Source organism: Klebsiella sp. GB_Kp047 (assembly GCF_040065235.1).
Classification (GTDB): Bacteria; Pseudomonadota; Gammaproteobacteria; order Enterobacterales; family Enterobacteriaceae; genus Klebsiella; species Klebsiella quasipneumoniae.
This window is the reverse complement of the sequence record NZ_JBEAJG010000028.1, coordinates 195229-210980: the sequence shown is the minus strand read 5'-3', so window position 1 is coordinate 210980 and position 15752 is coordinate 195229. Positions and strand designations below refer to the sequence as shown.

General features: G+C 61.2%; 17 protein-coding genes and 2 pseudogenes. 12 read left to right on the top strand and 7 right to left on the bottom strand.

The features are described 5' to 3' along the window. Nucleotides 1-16: 16 nt before the first annotated feature. Nucleotides 17-214, bottom strand: a complete 198-nt coding sequence (glgS, locus tag ABLV76_RS09480; protein WP_348878289.1) for a cell surface composition regulator GlgS — start codon at nucleotides 212-214, stop codon at nucleotides 17-19. Between glgS and ABLV76_RS09475 the strand changes: the two are divergent. Further along, nucleotides 206-352: pseudogene (locus tag ABLV76_RS09475) on the top strand (hypothetical protein); the annotation flags it as partial. The gene glgS and the pseudogene ABLV76_RS09475 sit on opposite strands and share 9 nt — an antisense overlap. A gap of 80 nt (nucleotides 353-432) precedes the next feature. Here the strand turns inward: ABLV76_RS09475 and hldE are convergent. The 3 genes from hldE to ABLV76_RS09460 are packed head-to-tail and all read right to left on the bottom strand — an operon-like array spanning nucleotide 433 to nucleotide 6081. Then, on the bottom strand, nucleotides 433-1866 hold the full coding sequence (hldE, locus tag ABLV76_RS09470) for a bifunctional D-glycero-beta-D-manno-heptose-7-phosphate kinase/D-glycero-beta-D-manno-heptose 1-phosphate adenylyltransferase HldE (RefSeq protein ID WP_017899743.1): 1434 nt from the start codon (nucleotides 1864-1866) through the stop codon (nucleotides 433-435). Nucleotides 1867-1924: 58 nt separating this feature from the next. Beyond that, nucleotides 1925-4762 carry a bifunctional [glutamate--ammonia ligase]-adenylyl-L-tyrosine phosphorylase/[glutamate--ammonia-ligase] adenylyltransferase gene (glnE, locus tag ABLV76_RS09465; protein ID WP_348878288.1) on the bottom strand — a complete coding sequence of 946 codons (2838 nt, stop codon included), beginning with the start codon at nucleotides 4760-4762 and terminating at the stop codon, nucleotides 1925-1927. Between the two features lie 20 nt (nucleotides 4763-4782). Further along, nucleotides 4783-6081, bottom strand: a complete 1299-nt coding sequence (locus ABLV76_RS09460; RefSeq protein WP_049115652.1) for an inorganic triphosphatase — start codon at nucleotides 6079-6081, stop codon at nucleotides 4783-4785. Nucleotides 6082-6295: 214 nt separating this feature from the next. On the opposite strand from ABLV76_RS09460, the gene ABLV76_RS09455 reads away from it, so the two are divergent. Next, the gene (locus ABLV76_RS09455; protein ID WP_004205252.1) at nucleotides 6296-6916 is read left to right on the top strand and encodes a TIGR04211 family SH3 domain-containing protein; all 621 of its coding nucleotides are present in this window, start codon (nucleotides 6296-6298) and stop codon (nucleotides 6914-6916) included. 61 nt (nucleotides 6917-6977) lie between these two features. Continuing rightward, nucleotides 6978-8219 carry a multifunctional CCA addition/repair protein gene (locus ABLV76_RS09450; protein ID WP_017899740.1) on the top strand — a complete coding sequence of 414 codons (1242 nt, stop codon included), beginning with the start codon at nucleotides 6978-6980 and terminating at the stop codon, nucleotides 8217-8219. Nucleotides 8220-8230: 11 nt separating this feature from the next. Here ABLV76_RS09450 and bacA read toward each other — a convergent pair whose 3' ends face one another. Beyond that, nucleotides 8231-9052, bottom strand: a complete 822-nt coding sequence (bacA, locus tag ABLV76_RS09445; protein ID WP_004205255.1) for an undecaprenyl-diphosphate phosphatase — start codon at nucleotides 9050-9052, stop codon at nucleotides 8231-8233. Nucleotides 9053-9250: 198 nt separating this feature from the next. Next, the gene (folB, locus tag ABLV76_RS09440; protein WP_004150923.1) at nucleotides 9251-9634 is read right to left on the bottom strand and encodes a bifunctional dihydroneopterin aldolase/7,8-dihydroneopterin epimerase; all 384 of its coding nucleotides are present in this window, start codon (nucleotides 9632-9634) and stop codon (nucleotides 9251-9253) included. 107 nt (nucleotides 9635-9741) lie between these two features. Between folB and plsY the strand changes: the two genes are divergently transcribed. Continuing rightward, nucleotides 9742-10359: a glycerol-3-phosphate 1-O-acyltransferase PlsY gene (gene plsY / locus ABLV76_RS09435; RefSeq protein WP_004205257.1), complete on the top strand. Its 618-nt coding sequence runs from the start codon at nucleotides 9742-9744 to the stop codon at nucleotides 10357-10359. A gap of 149 nt (nucleotides 10360-10508) precedes the next feature. Further along, nucleotides 10509-10610, top strand: a pseudogene (locus ABLV76_RS09430) (hypothetical protein); the annotation flags it as partial. A 10-nt stretch (nucleotides 10611-10620) separates the two neighbouring features. Here ABLV76_RS09430 and ABLV76_RS09425 read toward each other — a convergent pair. Next, complete coding sequence (locus tag ABLV76_RS09425; RefSeq protein ID WP_032426100.1) at nucleotides 10621-10767, bottom strand: hypothetical protein; 147 nt, start codon at nucleotides 10765-10767, stop codon at nucleotides 10621-10623. Between ABLV76_RS09425 and ABLV76_RS09420 the strand changes: the two genes are divergently transcribed. From ABLV76_RS09420 to ureG, 7 genes are read left to right on the top strand one after another with little or no spacing between them, the layout of a single operon-like run. Continuing rightward, nucleotides 10757-11581, top strand: a complete 825-nt coding sequence (locus tag ABLV76_RS09420) for an urease accessory protein UreD (RefSeq protein ID WP_004205258.1) — start codon at nucleotides 10757-10759, stop codon at nucleotides 11579-11581. The two genes, ABLV76_RS09425 and ABLV76_RS09420, sit on opposite strands and share 11 nt — an antisense overlap. Nucleotides 11582-11590: 9 nt before the next feature. Further along, nucleotides 11591-11893, top strand: coding sequence for an urease subunit gamma (locus tag ABLV76_RS09415; RefSeq protein ID WP_002916871.1), 303 nt, complete (start codon nucleotides 11591-11593; stop codon nucleotides 11891-11893). A 9-nt stretch (nucleotides 11894-11902) separates the two neighbouring features. Continuing rightward, entirely contained in the window at nucleotides 11903-12223 is a 321-nt protein-coding gene (locus ABLV76_RS09410) for an urease subunit beta (protein ID WP_017899738.1), read from the top strand. Beyond that, nucleotides 12216-13919 (top strand): urease subunit alpha, encoded by a 1704-nt coding sequence (gene ureC / locus ABLV76_RS09405; protein ID WP_004205260.1) that lies wholly within the window; start codon nucleotides 12216-12218, stop codon nucleotides 13917-13919. The genes ABLV76_RS09410 and ureC overlap by 8 nt, the downstream gene beginning before the upstream one ends. A gap of 9 nt (nucleotides 13920-13928) precedes the next feature. Then, on the top strand, nucleotides 13929-14405 hold the full coding sequence (ureE, locus tag ABLV76_RS09400) for an urease accessory protein UreE (protein WP_017899736.1): 477 nt from the start codon (nucleotides 13929-13931) through the stop codon (nucleotides 14403-14405). Nucleotide 14406: 1 nt separating this feature from the next. Continuing rightward, a complete protein-coding gene (locus tag ABLV76_RS09395) occupies nucleotides 14407-15081 on the top strand; it encodes an urease accessory protein UreF (RefSeq protein ID WP_053809944.1) in 675 nt (224 codons plus the stop codon). An 8-nt stretch (nucleotides 15082-15089) separates the two neighbouring features. Continuing rightward, nucleotides 15090-15707 (top strand): urease accessory protein UreG, encoded by a 618-nt coding sequence (ureG, locus tag ABLV76_RS09390; protein ID WP_002916877.1) that lies wholly within the window; start codon nucleotides 15090-15092, stop codon nucleotides 15705-15707. Nucleotides 15708-15752 lie beyond the last annotated feature (45 nt).

The window sequence follows — 15752 nt, the reverse complement described above, 5'->3', positions numbered from 1 at the left end:
GCCCGTTTGCGTTGGCTTATTGTGCGGCTTCCGCCGGGCTGTTGACCTGACGGCAGTACAGTTCATAGCGCTGGCAAAACCATTCACGATGTTCTTCATCCATATTGCCGACGATGGCCTGAAGATCAACTGGCTGGCCCTGGGCGTGCATTCTGGCGAAACTTCGTGCCAAAAAATCAAAATTCTTCATTGAATACATGTCGTTATGGTTCATGCGCATACTCCTTCAGCGGTGGATGTTCTGATCAGTCATATGCCTTTTACTCACTTCAGTATTTACGCTTACCTTAACGCCATTTGTACGAAAAATGCGCTTAATATGATTATTTATTGCGCCAAATCATTTTCCACATCATTAAATAAAAACGGCCCGCGATATCGCTATCGCAGGCCGTGATGCCGCACCGTTATGGCGGGGGAATAACGAAACGGTTATTTTTCGCTATCTTTTTGTATTTTCTTAATAATGTTGGTGGTTGAGCAACCATCTTCAAAGTTGAGCACCAGCACTTCGCCACCGTTCGCCCAGACCTCTTCACTGCCGGCGATCTGCTCCGGTTTGTAGTCGCCGCCTTTCACCAACAGATCCGGCAGGATCCCGGCAATCAGGCGCTGCGGTGTATCTTCTTCGAAGGAGACCACCCAGTCGACCGCCTCCAGCGCCCCCAGCACGATCATCCGCTGCTCCAGCGGGTTCACCGGCCGGGTTTCGCCTTTCAGTCGTTTGGTGGAGGCATCGCTGTTGACCGCCACGATCAGACGGTCGCCCAGTTTGCGCGCATTCGCCAGATAGGAGACATGGCCGGCGTGCAGAATGTCGAAGACACCGTTGGTCATGACCACTTTCTCGCCGCGCTTGCGCGCTGCCGCTACCGCCTGTTTGAGTTCCGCTTCGCTCATCACGCCGAAGCCGGTCTCAGCCCGCCCGCGAACCGCATTTTCCAGTTCGACAGGAGAAACGGTGGAGGTTCCCAGCTTACCGACCACCACGCCCGCCGCGGCGTTAGCGAAATAGCAGGCCTCTTCCAGGGTGTTGCCGGAGGCCAGGGTCGCCGCCAGCACGCCAATCACCGTGTCGCCGGCGCCGGTGACATCGTACACTTCCTGAGCCTGGGTCGGCATATGCAGCGGCGGACGCCCCGGCTGCAGCAGCGTCATCCCCTGCTCTGAGCGCGTCACCAGCAGCGCTGACAGTTCGAATTCGGCGATAAGCTTCATGCCGCGCTCAACGATCTCCGCTTCATCCTGGCACTTGCCCACCACCGCTTCAAACTCAGAGAGGTTCGGGGTGAGCAGCGTTGCGCCGCGATAGCGTTCGAAATCGGTACCTTTCGGATCGATCAGCACCGGCACGCCTGCTTCACGGGCGAGCTTGATCATCGTCTGGACGCTGGTCAGCGCCCCTTTGGCGTAATCCGAGAGAACCAGCGCGCCAATGGCGCCCAGCGCCTGCTGAATGCGCTCGTGCATCGGCTGCGGATCAACGCCGGAGAAGCCCTCTTCAAAGTCGAGGCGGATCAGCTGCTGGTTGCGCGACAGCACCCGCAGCTTGGTGATGGTCGGGTGAGTCGGGACGGAGACGAAGTCGCACTTCACATTGACGTTGGCCAGCGCCTGGCTCAGCGCGCGAGCGGCGTCATCAATCCCGGTCAATCCCACCAGGCGCGACGTTGCCCCCAGGGAGGCGATGTTCATCGCTACGTTTGCCGCGCCGCCAGGACGTTCTTCGATATTTTCCACCTTCACCACCGGCACCGGGGCTTCCGGGGAAATACGACTGGTGGGGCCGTACCAGTAGCGGTCCAGCATCACATCACCCACCACCAACACTCCTGCACGTTCAAACTCCGGCAGCGTTACTTTCATGACTCTCTCCTGCGAGACGCAAACTTTGCGCGCGATAATAGCACACCCGATTTTATAGTTAAGCCATCAGCCACTTCTGCCAGCTGGCGCTGACCTGCTCACGCTCCCGGCTGAATGCCTCCAGCGCCACGTGTCCCGGCAGCTCCTGCAGGGCCAGGTGATGGAACGCATCACGCAAGGTGGTGTACGCGTGCGTTAAAGCTCGCGCTTCCTCCTCGTCCATGATGTCGTTCTGCGCCAGCAGCTCGAGAATACGCACGTTATCAGACCAGCGGGTCAGCTTTGGCTTGTCGCTGGCATAGCGTAGGACCAGATACTGGGTAATAAATTCAATATCCGTGATCCCACCGGCATCGGCTTTGATATCAAAACGATCGGCATGTTTATTGCCGAGGTGGGCGCGCATCTTCTCGCGCATCTCGCGAACCTCGGTCTGCAGGGTCGCGCCATCCCGCACGGTGGTCAGAATATCGCGCCGAATGGCGTCAAATCGCGCCTGCAGCGCCGGGTCGCCATAGACCACGCGAGCGCGCACCAGCGCCTGATGCTCCCATGTCCAGGCTTCGTTCTGCTGATAGTCGGCAAACGCGTCGGCGGTGGTGACCAGCATCCCCGCCGCGCCGGAAGGGCGCAGCCGGGCGTCAACTTCGTAGAGAATACCGGACGAAGTGCGGGTGCTGAACAGATGCATGATCCGCTGAGCCAGCCGCAGGTAGAACTGACGGCCGTCGATCTCCCGCTCGCCGTCGGTCATCACCTCCGGCGGGCAGTCATGGAGGAACACCAGGTCGAGATCGGAACTGTAGCCCAGCTCCCAGCCGCCGAGCTTGCCGTAGCCGACGACGGCGAAGCCGCGCCCCTGGCGATCGTGCAGATGGGTCGGCTGGCCGTAGCGGGCCACCATCTGTCCCCATGCCTGCTGCACCACCGCGTCGAGGATGGCTTCGGCAAGCCAGGTTAAGTGATCGCTAACCTTCATCACCGGTAGCGTGCCAGCGATATCCGCCGCGGCGATATGCAGCTGCTGCGCCTGCTTGAACTGGCGCAATGCCTCCAGCTGCTGCTCTTCATCCTCTTCCGGCACCCGCAGCAGATACTGACGCAGCTCATCGCGATAGGCATCGGTCGCCGTCGGCTGATAGAGGGTGTTGGGATCCAGCAGCTCATCAAGCAGCAGGGGGTGGCGCGCCAGCTGGCTGGCGACCATCGGCGACGCGGCGCAGAGCGTAATCAGGTGCTTCAGCGCGCCGGGGAATTCGCTCAGCAGTTCAAGATAGGTGGTGCGAGTGACGATCCCGGTCAACAGCGGCGTGATCCGAGCCAGAGGCAGCGGCGCATCGGCGCGCGAGCAGATTTCGCTCAGCAGATGCGGCATCAGTTGATCCAGCACCTGGCGGCCGCGCGGGCCGATGGTGCGCCGATCCAGCTCTTTACGGAAATCGGCAATCAGCGCCAACACGCTGCGGCGGTCGGCGTCGTTTAAATGCGCCAGCGCCGGGCTGGCGTCATCTTCTTCCAGCGCATCCTGCCACAGCTCGCGCCAGTACTCGGCGAGCTGCTCATCCGGCGACTGAGCCTCATCATCGCCGATCAGCTCATTAAACACCCGCCGCACGCTGGCCATATGGCTCGCCAGCTGCGCGCTCAGCGTCTCCCAGTCGTCAGTATGCATCCCCCACGCCAGCCTGGCGCGGTTCAGTTCATCCTGCGGCAGAGTCTGGGTCTGCTCATCGTTGATGCTCTGCAACAGATTTTCCAGCCGGCGCAGGAACAGATAGGCCGCGCGCAGCAGCGCCGCGTCGCCTTCCGGCAGCAGATGCAGCTCATCAATCGCCGCCAGCGTCGGCAGCAGCGCCCGCTGCTGCAGCGCAGGTTCGCGACCGCCGCGGATCAGCTGAAAGACCTGAACGATAAATTCAATTTCACGGATCCCGCCGGCGCCGAGCTTGATGTTGTCTTTCAGCCCGCGACGCCGCACTTCGCGAGCGATCATCCCTTTCATGTTACGCAGCGACTGGATCACGCTGAAGTCGATATAGCGGCGGAAGACGAAGGGGCGAAGCATCGCGCGCAGCTCGCTGGCGTAGGCGTCGTCGTTATCGCCCATGATCCGCGCTTTCACCATCGCGTAGCGTTCCCAGTCCCGGCCCTGCTCCTGGTAATAATCCTCCAGCGCCGCAAAGCTGAGCACCAGCGGCCCGCTGTCGCCAAACGGTCGCAGGCGCATGTCCACCCGATAGACAAAGCCGTCCTGCGTCGGCTGGTCGAGCGCCTTGATCAGCCGCTGCCCCAGGCGGGTAAAGAACTGGGCGTTATCCAGCTCGCGGCGGCCGCCGCGGGTGGCGCCATGCTCAGGCCAGGCAAAAATCAGATCGATATCGGAAGAGAAGTTCAGCTCGCCGCCGCCCAGCTTTCCCATCCCGAGGATCAGCAGCGGCTGCGGCTGACCCTCAGCGTTGCAGGGCGTTCCCCACTCCTTACAGCAGGCGGCATACAGCCAGTCGCGAGCGGCGACAATCAGGGTCTCTGCCAGGACGCTCAGCTGCTGCAGCGTCTCTTCTTCGCTTACCAGCGACAGCGCCTGCGCCCAGGCAATGCGGACCATCATCTGGCGGCGGAAAAGACGCAGCTCTCGCATCAACCCCGCTTCGTCAGCCACCGCTTGCAGGCGATCCTGCAGCCAGGTCTCGTAATGCCGCCACTCTTCCGCCTCCGGCGAGGAGTCCGCAAGCTCGTTCAGCCAGCCTGGCTGGGCGATCACACTCTGTTCGACAAAATCACTGAAGGCCATCACCGACCGGGCCTGCGGGCTCAGTTCGGCGACGGGAAAATCCGCTGGCAGGCGGTCAGCGACCGTCTGCCAGTGCTGCTGTAACTGCGAAGAAAGCGGCATCATAGGGGCTCCCTGGCCTGTAATTATCGTTTTCCACTATGCAGCCAGAACGGCTCGGCAGCCAGCGCCTGGCGACGGAAATATTCAAAGACGCTGCGGTCGTCATGCTCTATCGCACGCTGAAGCTCCTGCCAGTTCTCCAGCCACGGCGCGACGGCGTCGCCATAGGCGCCCGCCAGCAGCTGGACGCTGTCGATATCGCGGGACAGCTTCGGCAACTGGTCGGCGGCATCTTCAACCGCCAGATGCTGCACGGCGCTGCGCAGCTCGGCCGCCACCCGCGAGAGGTTAATATCGGCAAACCGTTTGAACGATCCGGCTATTTTTTTCTCTCCCGCCTCGTTGAGGAACGGACGCCAGCCGCGCTGGACCAGCCATTCGGTCAGCGCCAGTTTGGCGGCGACGACCTCGGTGCAGAATAACGCCTCCTCGGCGGTGTCCGCGGCCAGCAGCGCGGCTTCGGCGTCGTTCAGCAAGGCGCGGAGGTGGGTGGTCGCCTTCCGCGGCACGATGCCGCCGAACAGCACGAGGGCATGGCGCACGCGGGCCAACGCCAGCAGGATTTCCGCTTTAGCTTTCGCGTTGCCGCGCAGCCAGACCTCATCGTGATACAGCCAGTGCGCCAGGGCGCTCTCCAGCGCCGCCTCCAGCCCCTGCTCCACGCTGGCCTTCGCCGCCACCGGCAGCACCGCCAGCCGGGCCACCGGGCGCTCATTGTTGCCTTGCGCCAGATGATACCCGCGCGCGGCTTTGCTCAGGCTCCCCTGACGCAGGACGCCGCTCTCCAGCAAACGCTGCGCGAAGCGCAGCAGATCGGCGGTCTCCCCGGCGAGCAACTCCAGCTCCAGCTCGCAGATCGGCTCCTGATGCTCGCCCGCCTTCACTTCGCCGCGATCGAGAGCAATCTCAATCTCACTCTTTCCTTCCTGGATCACCCAGCGTTCACGGGCAAAATCGGTGCTGAACAGCGGCTGGACATGCTCCGCCAGCGCGGTCGGAAGTTCCCCTTGCGGCCAAACCTCCGCCGGCAGGCGCTCAAGCGCCAGCTCCGGTTTATCCAGGGGAATATTGTATTCCGGGCGCTGGTGCAGGCCGCCCACCACCCGACCGGCGATTTTCAGCGTCATTTCATAACGCCCCTGATCGCCGCGGATGCGCAGCCCCATGTCGTGACGACGCAGCCAGTTATCGGCGGTTTCGTAATAAATGTTCAGCAACTGGCCCGCGGGCGTATGTTTCGCCTCGAGCGCATTGAGCTGCTCGCGCAGCGTCTCTACCCCATCCTGAGCGACGATAAACTTAAGTTCGATTTCTTGAGCCATGACTGAATTCTTCCGCTTCTGTGCTGCGCCGACAAATTGCGGCGAACTTACGACGATATTTTTTGTCAGTAGATAGTATTTTGCGGCGAATCGCCATGCAACGCGCTTTTTGCCGGGCCACCTCCTGGATGATTCCGATTGTGGCGGAAAACTTTGCGTCGCTCTGGCGATGCCTCTACTATCGTTCCACTTTTTATGACCAAACGATGACCTGATGCCAAAATTACGCCTGATTACTTTTACTTTGCTCGCGCTTAGCGCCGCCACGGCGGTTCACGCAGAAGAAAAGCGCTACGTTTCCGATGAGCTGAACACCTGGGTTCGCAGCGGCCCGGGCGATAATTATCGTCTGGTCGGCACCATCAACGCCGGGGAAGAAGTGGCGGTGCTGCAAACCAACGACAGCACCAGTTACGCGCAGATCCGCGACGCCAATGGGCGTACCGCCTGGATCCCGCTGAAAGAGCTGAGCAACGAGCCCAGCCTGCGCACCCGCGTCCCGGATCTGGAAAACCAGGTCAAAACGCTGACCGATAAACTGAATAATATCGACGCCACCTGGAACCAGCGCACGGCGGATATGCAGAAGAAAGTCGCCGGCAGCGACAGCGTGATCAACGCGCTGAAAGACGAGAACCAAAAGTTGAAAAATGAGCTGGTTGTCGCGCAGAAGAAGGTGAATGCGGCGAATCTGCAGCTTGATGACAAACAGCGCACCATTATCATGCAGTGGTTTATGTACGGCGGCGGCGTGTTGGGCGTCGGTCTGCTGCTGGGTCTGGTGCTGCCGCATCTGGTGCCAAGCCGCAAACGTAAAGACCGGTGGATGAACTAATTCGTCTTCTCTGCCAGACTTACGTATCATCTTGCAAAAAACAGATACGGGAGAATCAGGCGTGAAGAGTTATCTGGTCGGCGGTGCGGTGCGCGACGCGCTGTTAGGACTGCCGGTCAAAGACCGAGACTGGGTGGTGGTGGGCGCCACCCCGCAACAGATGCTTGACGCGGGCTATCAGCAGGTAGGCCGCGACTTTCCCGTGTTCCTTCATCCGCAAAGCCGGGAAGAGTATGCCCTGGCCCGCACCGAGCGCAAATCCGGCGCAGGCTATACCGGTTTTACCTGCTATGCCGCCCCGGACGTCACCCTCGAAGCGGATCTGCTGCGCCGTGACCTGACGGTCAACGCCCTCGCCCAGGACGCCGACGGCGCAATTATCGACCCCTACGGCGGACAAAACGATCTCCGCCAGCGTCTGCTGCGCCATGTCTCCCCCGCCTTTAGCGAAGATCCGCTGCGCGTGCTGCGCGTGGCGCGCTTTGCCGCCCGCTATGCCCATCTCGGTTTTCGCATTGCCGAAGAGACCCAGACCCTGATGGCCGCCATGGTTGAGGCCGGCGAACTGGCCCATTTAACGCCGGAGCGGGTGTGGAAAGAGACGGAAAGCGCGTTGACCACCCGCAACCCGCAGGTCTTTTTTCAGACGCTGCGCGACTGCCAGGCCCTCAAGGTGCTGTTCCCGGAGATTGACGCCCTGTACGGTGTGCCGGCCCCAGCCAAATGGCACCCGGAAATCGACACCGGCCTGCACACCCTGATGACCGTCACGATGGCCGCGATGCTGTCGCCGGACGTCGATGTGCGCTTCGCCACCCTATGCCATGACCTCGGCAAAGGGCTGACGCCGAAAGCGCTCTGGCCGCGTCACCACGGCCATGGCCCGGCGGGAGTCAAGCTGGTGGAACAGCTCTGCGCGCGTCTGCGGGTGCCGAACGATATCCGCGATCTCGCGAAACTGGTGGCGGAGTATCATGATCTGATCCACACCCTGCCGATCCTGCAGCCGAAAACCCTCGTCAAACTCTTCGACAGCATTGACGCCTGGCGTAAACCGCAGCGCGTGCAGCAGATCGCCCTCACCAGCGAAGCCGACGTTCGCGGGCGCACCGGTTTCGAGGCTAGCGATTATCCGCAGGGGCGCCTGCTATTAGAGGCCTGGGAAGTGGCGAGGTCGGTCTCCACCAAAGAGGTGGTGGCGGCGGGGTTTAAAGGGGCGGAAATTCGCGAGGAGCTGACGCGGCGGAGAATTGCGGCGGTGGCGCAGTGGAAGGAACAGCGTTGCCCCCAGCCGCAAGGCTGAGGGCGCAGGCCTTAGAAGAAGACCACGTAAACCGCTGCCGCGACGATAAAGCGGTAGATAGCGAACGGAATGAACGAGATCCGTTTGATCAGCTGCAGGAAGGTTTTAATCGCAATCAGCGCCACGATAAACGCCATCACGAAGCCGACGGCAAACATCGGGACATCGCCCATGTTGAGGAAGCCGATGCTCTTGTAGACGTCCAGCACCGTGGCGCCCATCATCATCGGTACCGCCAGCAGGAATGAGAATTCCGACGCCGCGTAGCGGCTGACGCCCATCAGCATGCCGCCGGAGATGGTCGCCCCTGAGCGGGAGAAGCCCGGCCACAGCGCCAGGCACTGGAAGCAGCCGATAACGAACGCCTGACGATAGGTCATATCGTCAATCCCGACCGCGCGCGGCTGTTTCGGCTTCAGCACTTCCGCCGCAATTAACAGCACACCGCCGACAATCAGGGCGTACATCACGTTTACCGGGTTAAACAAAGATTTAATGGTGTCGTGGAAAATAAGCCCCATCACCACCGCGGGGATCATGCCGAGAAGGATATGGATAAGCGACAAGCGACCGCTGCCTTTACCTTCGTGCTCCGGCGGCCTGCCGAAATGGATGCCGATCAGGCCGAACAGGCGACGCCAGAACATGACCACCACGGCGAGTATCGAGCCTAGCTGAATAACCACTTCAAAGGTATTTGCCGTATCACCTTCAAACCCCAGCAGGTGACCAACAATAATCATATGACCGGTACTGGAAACAGGTAAAAACTCTGTCAACCCCTCAACCACACCCAATATTGCCGCCACCAGCAGCGAGTGTATATCGCTCATCCAATTAAACCCTTTAAAAAAGTAAAATGAAAAAAACCAGGAACACGGTATCGTTCAACAGGCACAACCCGACTGCCAGAGGGCGCACAATCCGCAGCATACACGGCGTACACAAGGATTCGCCTGCCGTTCTGGTAGAAGATCGCCAGTAAAATTGCCTGATGACCGGATGCTATGACCGGTATAAACGCAATTTGTTTAACAAGTATGACCTGAAAAGTTTTGTTTCAGATTAAGGCCACGTTCAATAATCACCCCGACGTTTGCCGCGCGAGCCACGGCGCCAGGTTTGCTGACTTTAATGCGCACCCATGGCGACTGGAATGTCTCCAGCAGCAGGTCGGCCACCTCTTCCGCCACCCGCTCCACTAACGCGAATTTTCCCCCCTCAACATGCGCGATGACGCGCTCGCTGATATCAGCATAGCTGAGGCAATCGCTGACATCATCGCTGGCGGCCGCCTTGCGGTTATCCCATGCAATTTCGATATCGAACACCAGCTTCTGCTCAATGGTTTGTTCCCAGTCATAAACACCAATGGTGGTGATTACCGAAAGTTGCTCTATAAATACAATATCCATCACGCCCTGCCTGCTTTTTAGCTAAACCGGATACCACTTCCGGCGAATTATGCGTATTATCCACAGATGCAGAGAATACAACGACATTTTCAAAACGGAACAGCGTTATGAGTGCAATCGCGCCTGGACTGGTACTCCTCGCCTACCTCTGCGGCTCCATTTCCAGCGCCATTCTGGTATGTCGCCTTGCTGGCCTGCCCGACCCACGCGACAGCGGCTCAGGCAACCCCGGGGCCACTAACGTACTACGAATTGGCGGAAAAGGGGCGGCCGTAGCGGTACTTATTTTTGATGTGCTGAAGGGCATGCTGCCGGTATGGGGCGCCTGGGCGCTGGGCCTGACGCCGTTCTGGCTGGGTTTAGTGGCGATTGCCGCCTGCGTGGGCCATATCTGGCCGGTTTTCTTTCATTTCCGCGGCGGTAAAGGCGTCGCCACGGCCTTCGGCGCTATCGCCCCCATCGGCCTCGACCTGACCGGCGTGATGGCCGGGACCTGGCTGCTGACCATCCTGCTCAGCGGTTACTCTTCCCTTGGCGCTATCGTCAGCGCGCTGATCGCTCCGTTCTACGTCTGGTGGTTTAAACCGCAGTACACCTTCCCGGTGTCGATGCTCTCCTGCCTGATCCTCCTGCGCCATCACGACAACATTCAGCGTCTGTGGCGCCGCCAGGAGAGCAAAATCTGGACGCGTGTGAAGAAGAAAAAAACGCCAGAAGAGAAGTAATCTCCCCTCCCGGCCCCGCCAGCCGGAGGGATCCCCGCTTCTATTTACCTGTCTCACCCGCCTTTTCGCCTTACGTCGTCATGATTGGCGATCTTCACCACATCCCTCTTTTGTAACAATGCGTTAGCGGTGACCCACAGCAAAAATCACGCCAGCGACCAGCGGCGCGGCGTCCCCCCCGCTGGCGCCTTTTCCGCCGCGGCCAGGCAGCGGATCAGGATATTGACGGCAATGATTATCCGGGTGAATAATCCGGAGCGGTTATGCCGCTTTCCCCTCGCGCCCAATGCGACGCTGCGGGTAACAGATGACATAAGCGTTTCGTATGACCGGGATAATCTCCCGCCGATCAATACTCATTGCTGCTGTTTTATCTTGATTTTGCAGGGGCGCAACATTGCACGGCACCGTGTTACCACCACTCAAAAAAGGCTGGCAGGCCACGCTGGATCTGCGCTTTCAGCAGGCCGGCGGCAAGACCGTTCTCGCCAGCGCCCAACACGTCGGCCCGCTGACCGTCCAGCGCCCGTTTTACCCTGAAGAAGAGACCTGTCACCTCTATCTGCTTCACCCCCCCGGCGGCATCGTCGGCGGTGATGAACTGACGATTAGCGCCCACCTTGATCCCGGCTGCCATACCCTGATAACCATGCCTGGCGCCAGCAAGTTTTACCGCAGCAGCGGCGCGCAAGCGCTTTTGCGCCAGCAGTTGACCCTCGCCCCGCAGGCGACCCTGGAGTGGCTCCCGCAGGATGCCATCTTCTTTCCCGGGGCGAACGCCCGGCTGTCCACCACCTTTCACCTGTGTGCCTCCAGCACCCTGCTGGCCTGGGATCTGCTCTGCCTTGGCCGCCCGGTGATCGGCGAAACCTTCAGCCACGGCACCCTCAGCAACCGGCTGGAGGTATGGGTGGACGATGAGCCGCTGCTGGTCGAGCGCCTGCACCTGCAGGAGGGAGAGCTCTCCAGCATCGCTGGACGTCCCTGGGTCGGCACGCTGCTGTGCTATCCGGCAACCGATGCCCTGCTCGACGGGGTGCGCGACGCGCTGGCGCCGCTCGGCCTCTACGCCGGCGCCAGCCTGACCGATCACCTGCTGACGGTGCGCTTCCTCAGTGACGATAATCTGATTTGCCAGCAGGTGATGCGCGACGTCTGGCAGTTTCTGCGCCCTCATCTCACCGGCAAGTCCCCCGTACTCCCCCGAATCTGGCTGACTTAAGAGAACGTTATGGAACTGACCCCCCGAGAAAAAGACAAGCTGTTGCTGTTTACCGCCGCGCTGGTGGCAGAACGCCGCCTGGCCCGCGGCCTGAAGCTCAACTATCCGGAATCCGTGGCCCTGATCAGCGCCTTTATTATGGAAGGCGCCCGCGACGGCAAAAGCGTGGCCTCGCTGATGGAGGAAGGTCGTCACGTCCTGACCCGCGAGCAGGTGATGGAAGGCGTCCCGGAAATGATCCCGGATATCCAGGTCGAAGCCACCTTCCCGGACGGCTCGAAGCTGGTCACCGTTCACAACCCGATTATCTGAGGCAGCGCCATGATCCCTGGTGAATATCACGTTAAGCCCGGCCAGATAGCCCTCAACACCGGCCGGGCGACCTGTCGCGTGGTCGTTGAAAACCACGGCGATCGTCCGATTCAGGTCGGTTCGCACTACCATTTCGCCGAGGTCAACCCGGCGCTGAAGTTCGACCGTCAGCAGGCCACCGGCTATCGCCTGAATATCCCGGCCGGCACGGCGGTACGCTTTGAACCTGGCCAGAAACGCGAGATTGAGCTGGTGGCCTTCGCCGGTCACCGCGCCGTCTTCGGCTTCCGCGGCGAAGTCATGGGCCCACTGGAGGCAAACGATGAGTAATATTTCACGCCAGGCCTATGCCGACATGTTCGGCCCCACCGTCGGCGATAAGGTGCGCCTGGCCGATACCGAGCTGTGGATCGAGGTGGAGGACGATTTGACCACCTACGGGGAAGAGGTCAAATTCGGCGGCGGCAAAGTGATCCGCGACGGGATGGGCCAGGGACAGATGCTGGCCGCCGACTGTGTTGACCTGGTGCTCACCAACGCGCTGATCGTCGATCACTGGGGCATCGTTAAGGCCGATATCGGCGTGAAGGACGGCCGGATCTTCGCCATCGGCAAAGCCGGCAACCCCGACATCCAGCCCAACGTCACCATCCCCATCGGCGCCGCGACGGAAGTGATTGCCGCCGAAGGAAAAATCGTCACCGCCGGCGGGATCGATACCCATATTCACTGGATCTGTCCGCAGCAGGCGGAAGAGGCGCTGGTCTCCGGCGTGACCACCATGGTCGGCGGCGGCACCGGCCCGGCGGCGGGTACCCATGCCACCACCTGCACCCCGGGGCCTTGGTATATCTCACGCATGCTGCAGGCGGCCGACAGCCTGCCGGTTAATGTCGGCCTGTTGGGCAAGGGCAACGTTTCTCAGCCGGACGCTCTACGCGAGCAGGTGGCGGCGGGCGTTATTGGCCTGAAGATCCATGAGGACTGGGGCGCCACCCCGGCGGCGATCGACTGCGCATTAACCGTCGCCGATGAGATGGATATTCAGGTCGCCCTGCACAGCGACACCCTCAATGAGTCCGGTTTTGTGGAAGATACCCTCGCCGCCATCGGCGGGCGCACCATCCACACCTTCCATACCGAAGGGGCCGGCGGCGGCCATGCGCCGGACATCATCACCGCCTGCGCCCACCCGAACATTTTGCCGTCCTCCACCAACCCAACGCTGCCCTACACCCTCAACACCATCGACGAACATCTCGATATGCTGATGGTCTGCCACCATCTGGACCCGGACATCGCCGAGGACGTGGCCTTTGCCGAGTCGCGCATTCGCCGGGAAACCATCGCCGCAGAAGACGTGCTGCACGACCTTGGCGCCTTCTCGCTCACCTCCTCCGATTCGCAGGCCATGGGCCGCGTCGGAGAAGTGGTTCTCCGCACCTGGCAGGTGGCGCACCGCATGAAGGTGCAGCGCGGCGCGCTGGCGGAGGAGACCGGGGATAACGACAACTTCCGCGTGAAGCGCTACATCGCCAAATACACCATCAACCCGGCGCTGACCCACGGCATCGCGCACGAAGTCGGCTCCATTGAGGTGGGTAAGCTGGCGGACCTGGTGGTCTGGTCGCCTGCCTTCTTCGGCGTGAAACCGGCCACCGTGATCAAGGGCGGCATGATCGCCATCGCGCCGATGGGCGATATCAATGCCTCTATTCCGACCCCGCAGCCGGTACACTACCGTCCGATGTTTGGCGCGCTGGGCAGCGCCCGCCATCACTGCCGCCTCACCTTCCTGTCGCAGGCAGCGGCGGACCATGGCGTAGCCGAGCGGCTGAACCTGCGCAGCGCGATTGCCGTGGTGAAAGGCTGCCGCACGGTGCAGAAAGCCGACATGGTGCACAACAGCCTGCAGCCTAACATCACCGTCGACGCGCAGACCTATGAGGTGCGGGTGGATGGCGAACTCATCACCAGCGAGCCGGCAGAGGTTCTGCCGATGGCGCAACGTTATTTTCTGTTTTAAGGAGTGCGGATGCTTTATTTAACTCAACGTCTGGAGACCCCCGCCGCCGCGACCGCCAGCGTTACGCTGCCGATTGATGTTCGCGTCAAAAGCCGGGTAAAAGTCACCCTCAACGATGGCCGGGAAGCCGGTCTGCTGCTGCCCCGCGGCCTGCTGCTGCGCGGCGGCGATGTGCTGAGTAACGAAGACGGCACCGAATTTGTGCAGGTGATTGCCGCTGATGAAGGGGTGTCGGTGGTGCGCTGCGACGACCCGTTTATGCTGGCGAAGGCCTGCTATCACCTCGGCAACCGTCACGTACCGCTGCAGATTATGCCAGGCGAGCTGCGCTACCATCACGATCACGTGCTGGACGATATGCTGCGCCAGTTCGGCCTGACGGTGACCTTTGGCCAGCTGCCGTTCGAGCCGGAAGCCGGCGCTTACGCCAGCGAAAGCCACGGTCATCATCATGCTCATCATGACCACCACGCTCACAGCCACTAGCATGTCGACAGCGGAACAACGCCTGCGGCTGATGCAGCTGGCCAGCAGCAACCTGCCGGTAGGAGGTTACAGCTGGTCCCAGGGGCTGGAGTGGGCTGTGGAAGCCGGCTGGGTGCCGGACGTCGCGGCCTTCGAGCGCTGGCAGCGACGGCAGATGACGGAAGGCTTTTTTACCGTTGACCTGCCGCTGTTCGCCCGCCTGTACCGCGCCTGCGACCAAGGCGATATCGCCGCGGCCCGGCGCTGGACGGCTTATCTGCTGGCCTGCCGGGAGACCCGTGAACTGCGGGAGGAAGAGCGCAACCGCGGCGCGGCGTTTGCCCGCCTGCTGGGCGACTGGCAGCCGGACTGTCCGCCGCCGTGGCGCACGCTGTGCCAGCAAAGCCAGCTCGCCGGGATGGCCTGGCTCGGCGTGCGCTGGCGCATCGCGCTGCCCGAGATGGCCTTAAGCCTGGGCTACAGCTGGATTGAGAGCGCCGTAATGGCCGGCGTCAAGCTGGTGCCCTTCGGCCAGCAGGCCGCCCAGCAGCTCATTTTACGTCTTTGCGACCACTATGCAGCGGCGATGCACCGCGCACTGGCCGCGCCGGACGGCGATATCGGATCGGCCACGCCGCTCGCCGCCATCGCCTCTGCCCGGCATGAAACCCAATACTCCCGATTATTCCGTTCCTAGGAGAAGCCATGAATTCTTATAAACACCCGCTGCGCGTCGGCGTCGGCGGCCCGGTCGGCTCTGGTAAAACCGCCCTGCTGGAAGCGCTGTGCAAAGCGATGCGCGATACCTGGCAGCTGGCGGTGGTCACTAACGACATCTATACCAAAGAAGATCAGCGCATCCTCACCGAAGCGGGCGCGCTGGCCCCTGAACGCATTGTCGGTGTAGAAACCGGCGGCTGCCCGCACACAGCGATCCGCGAAGATGCCTCGATGAACCTCGCCGCCGTGGAAGCGCTGAGTGAAAAGTTCGGTAACCTCGACCTTATCTTCGTGGAAAGCGGCGGCGATAACCTGAGCGCCACCTTCAGCCCGGAGCTGGCGGATCTGACCATCTACGTCATTGACGTGGCCGAAGGGGAGAAGATCCCGCGCAAAGGCGGGCCGGGGATCACCAAATCCGATTTTCTGGTGATCAATAAAACCGACCTTGCCCCCTATGTCGGCGCTTCGCTGGAGGTGATGGCCAGCGATACCCAGCGTATGCGCGGCGATCGCCCATGGACCTTCACCAATCTGAAGCAGGGAGACGGCCTGAGCACCATTATCGCCTTCCTCGAAGACAAAGGCATGCTCGGCAAATAGGCCTGTTGCACCAGCCGGGCGCAGACGCGTCCGGATGGTGCAACC

Coding starts and splice junctions, on each gene's coding strand:
- plsY (WP_004205257.1), top strand. CDS start 9,742: ATGAGTGCAATCGCGCCTGGACTGGTACTCCTCGCCTACCTCTGCGGC.
- ureC (WP_004205260.1), top strand. CDS start 12,216: ATGAGTAATATTTCACGCCAGGCCTATGCCGACATGTTCGGCCCCACC.
- folB (WP_004150923.1), bottom strand. CDS start 9,634: ATGGATATTGTATTTATAGAGCAACTTTCGGTAATCACCACCATTGGT.
- ABLV76_RS09395 (WP_053809944.1), top strand. CDS start 14,407: ATGTCGACAGCGGAACAACGCCTGCGGCTGATGCAGCTGGCCAGCAGC.
- hldE (WP_017899743.1), bottom strand. CDS start 1,866: ATGAAAGTAACGCTGCCGGAGTTTGAACGTGCAGGAGTGTTGGTGGTG.
- glnE (WP_348878288.1), bottom strand. CDS start 4,762: ATGATGCCGCTTTCTTCGCAGTTACAGCAGCACTGGCAGACGGTCGCT.
- ABLV76_RS09455 (WP_004205252.1), top strand. CDS start 6,296: ATGCCAAAATTACGCCTGATTACTTTTACTTTGCTCGCGCTTAGCGCC.
- glgS (WP_348878289.1), bottom strand. CDS start 214: ATGAACCATAACGACATGTATTCAATGAAGAATTTTGATTTTTTGGCA.
- ureE (WP_017899736.1), top strand. CDS start 13,929: ATGCTTTATTTAACTCAACGTCTGGAGACCCCCGCCGCCGCGACCGCC.
- ABLV76_RS09410 (WP_017899738.1), top strand. CDS start 11,903: ATGATCCCTGGTGAATATCACGTTAAGCCCGGCCAGATAGCCCTCAAC.
- bacA (WP_004205255.1), bottom strand. CDS start 9,052: ATGAGCGATATACACTCGCTGCTGGTGGCGGCAATATTGGGTGTGGTT.
- ABLV76_RS09415 (WP_002916871.1), top strand. CDS start 11,591: ATGGAACTGACCCCCCGAGAAAAAGACAAGCTGTTGCTGTTTACCGCC.
- ABLV76_RS09460 (WP_049115652.1), bottom strand. CDS start 6,081: ATGGCTCAAGAAATCGAACTTAAGTTTATCGTCGCTCAGGATGGGGTA.
- ureG (WP_002916877.1), top strand. CDS start 15,090: ATGAATTCTTATAAACACCCGCTGCGCGTCGGCGTCGGCGGCCCGGTC.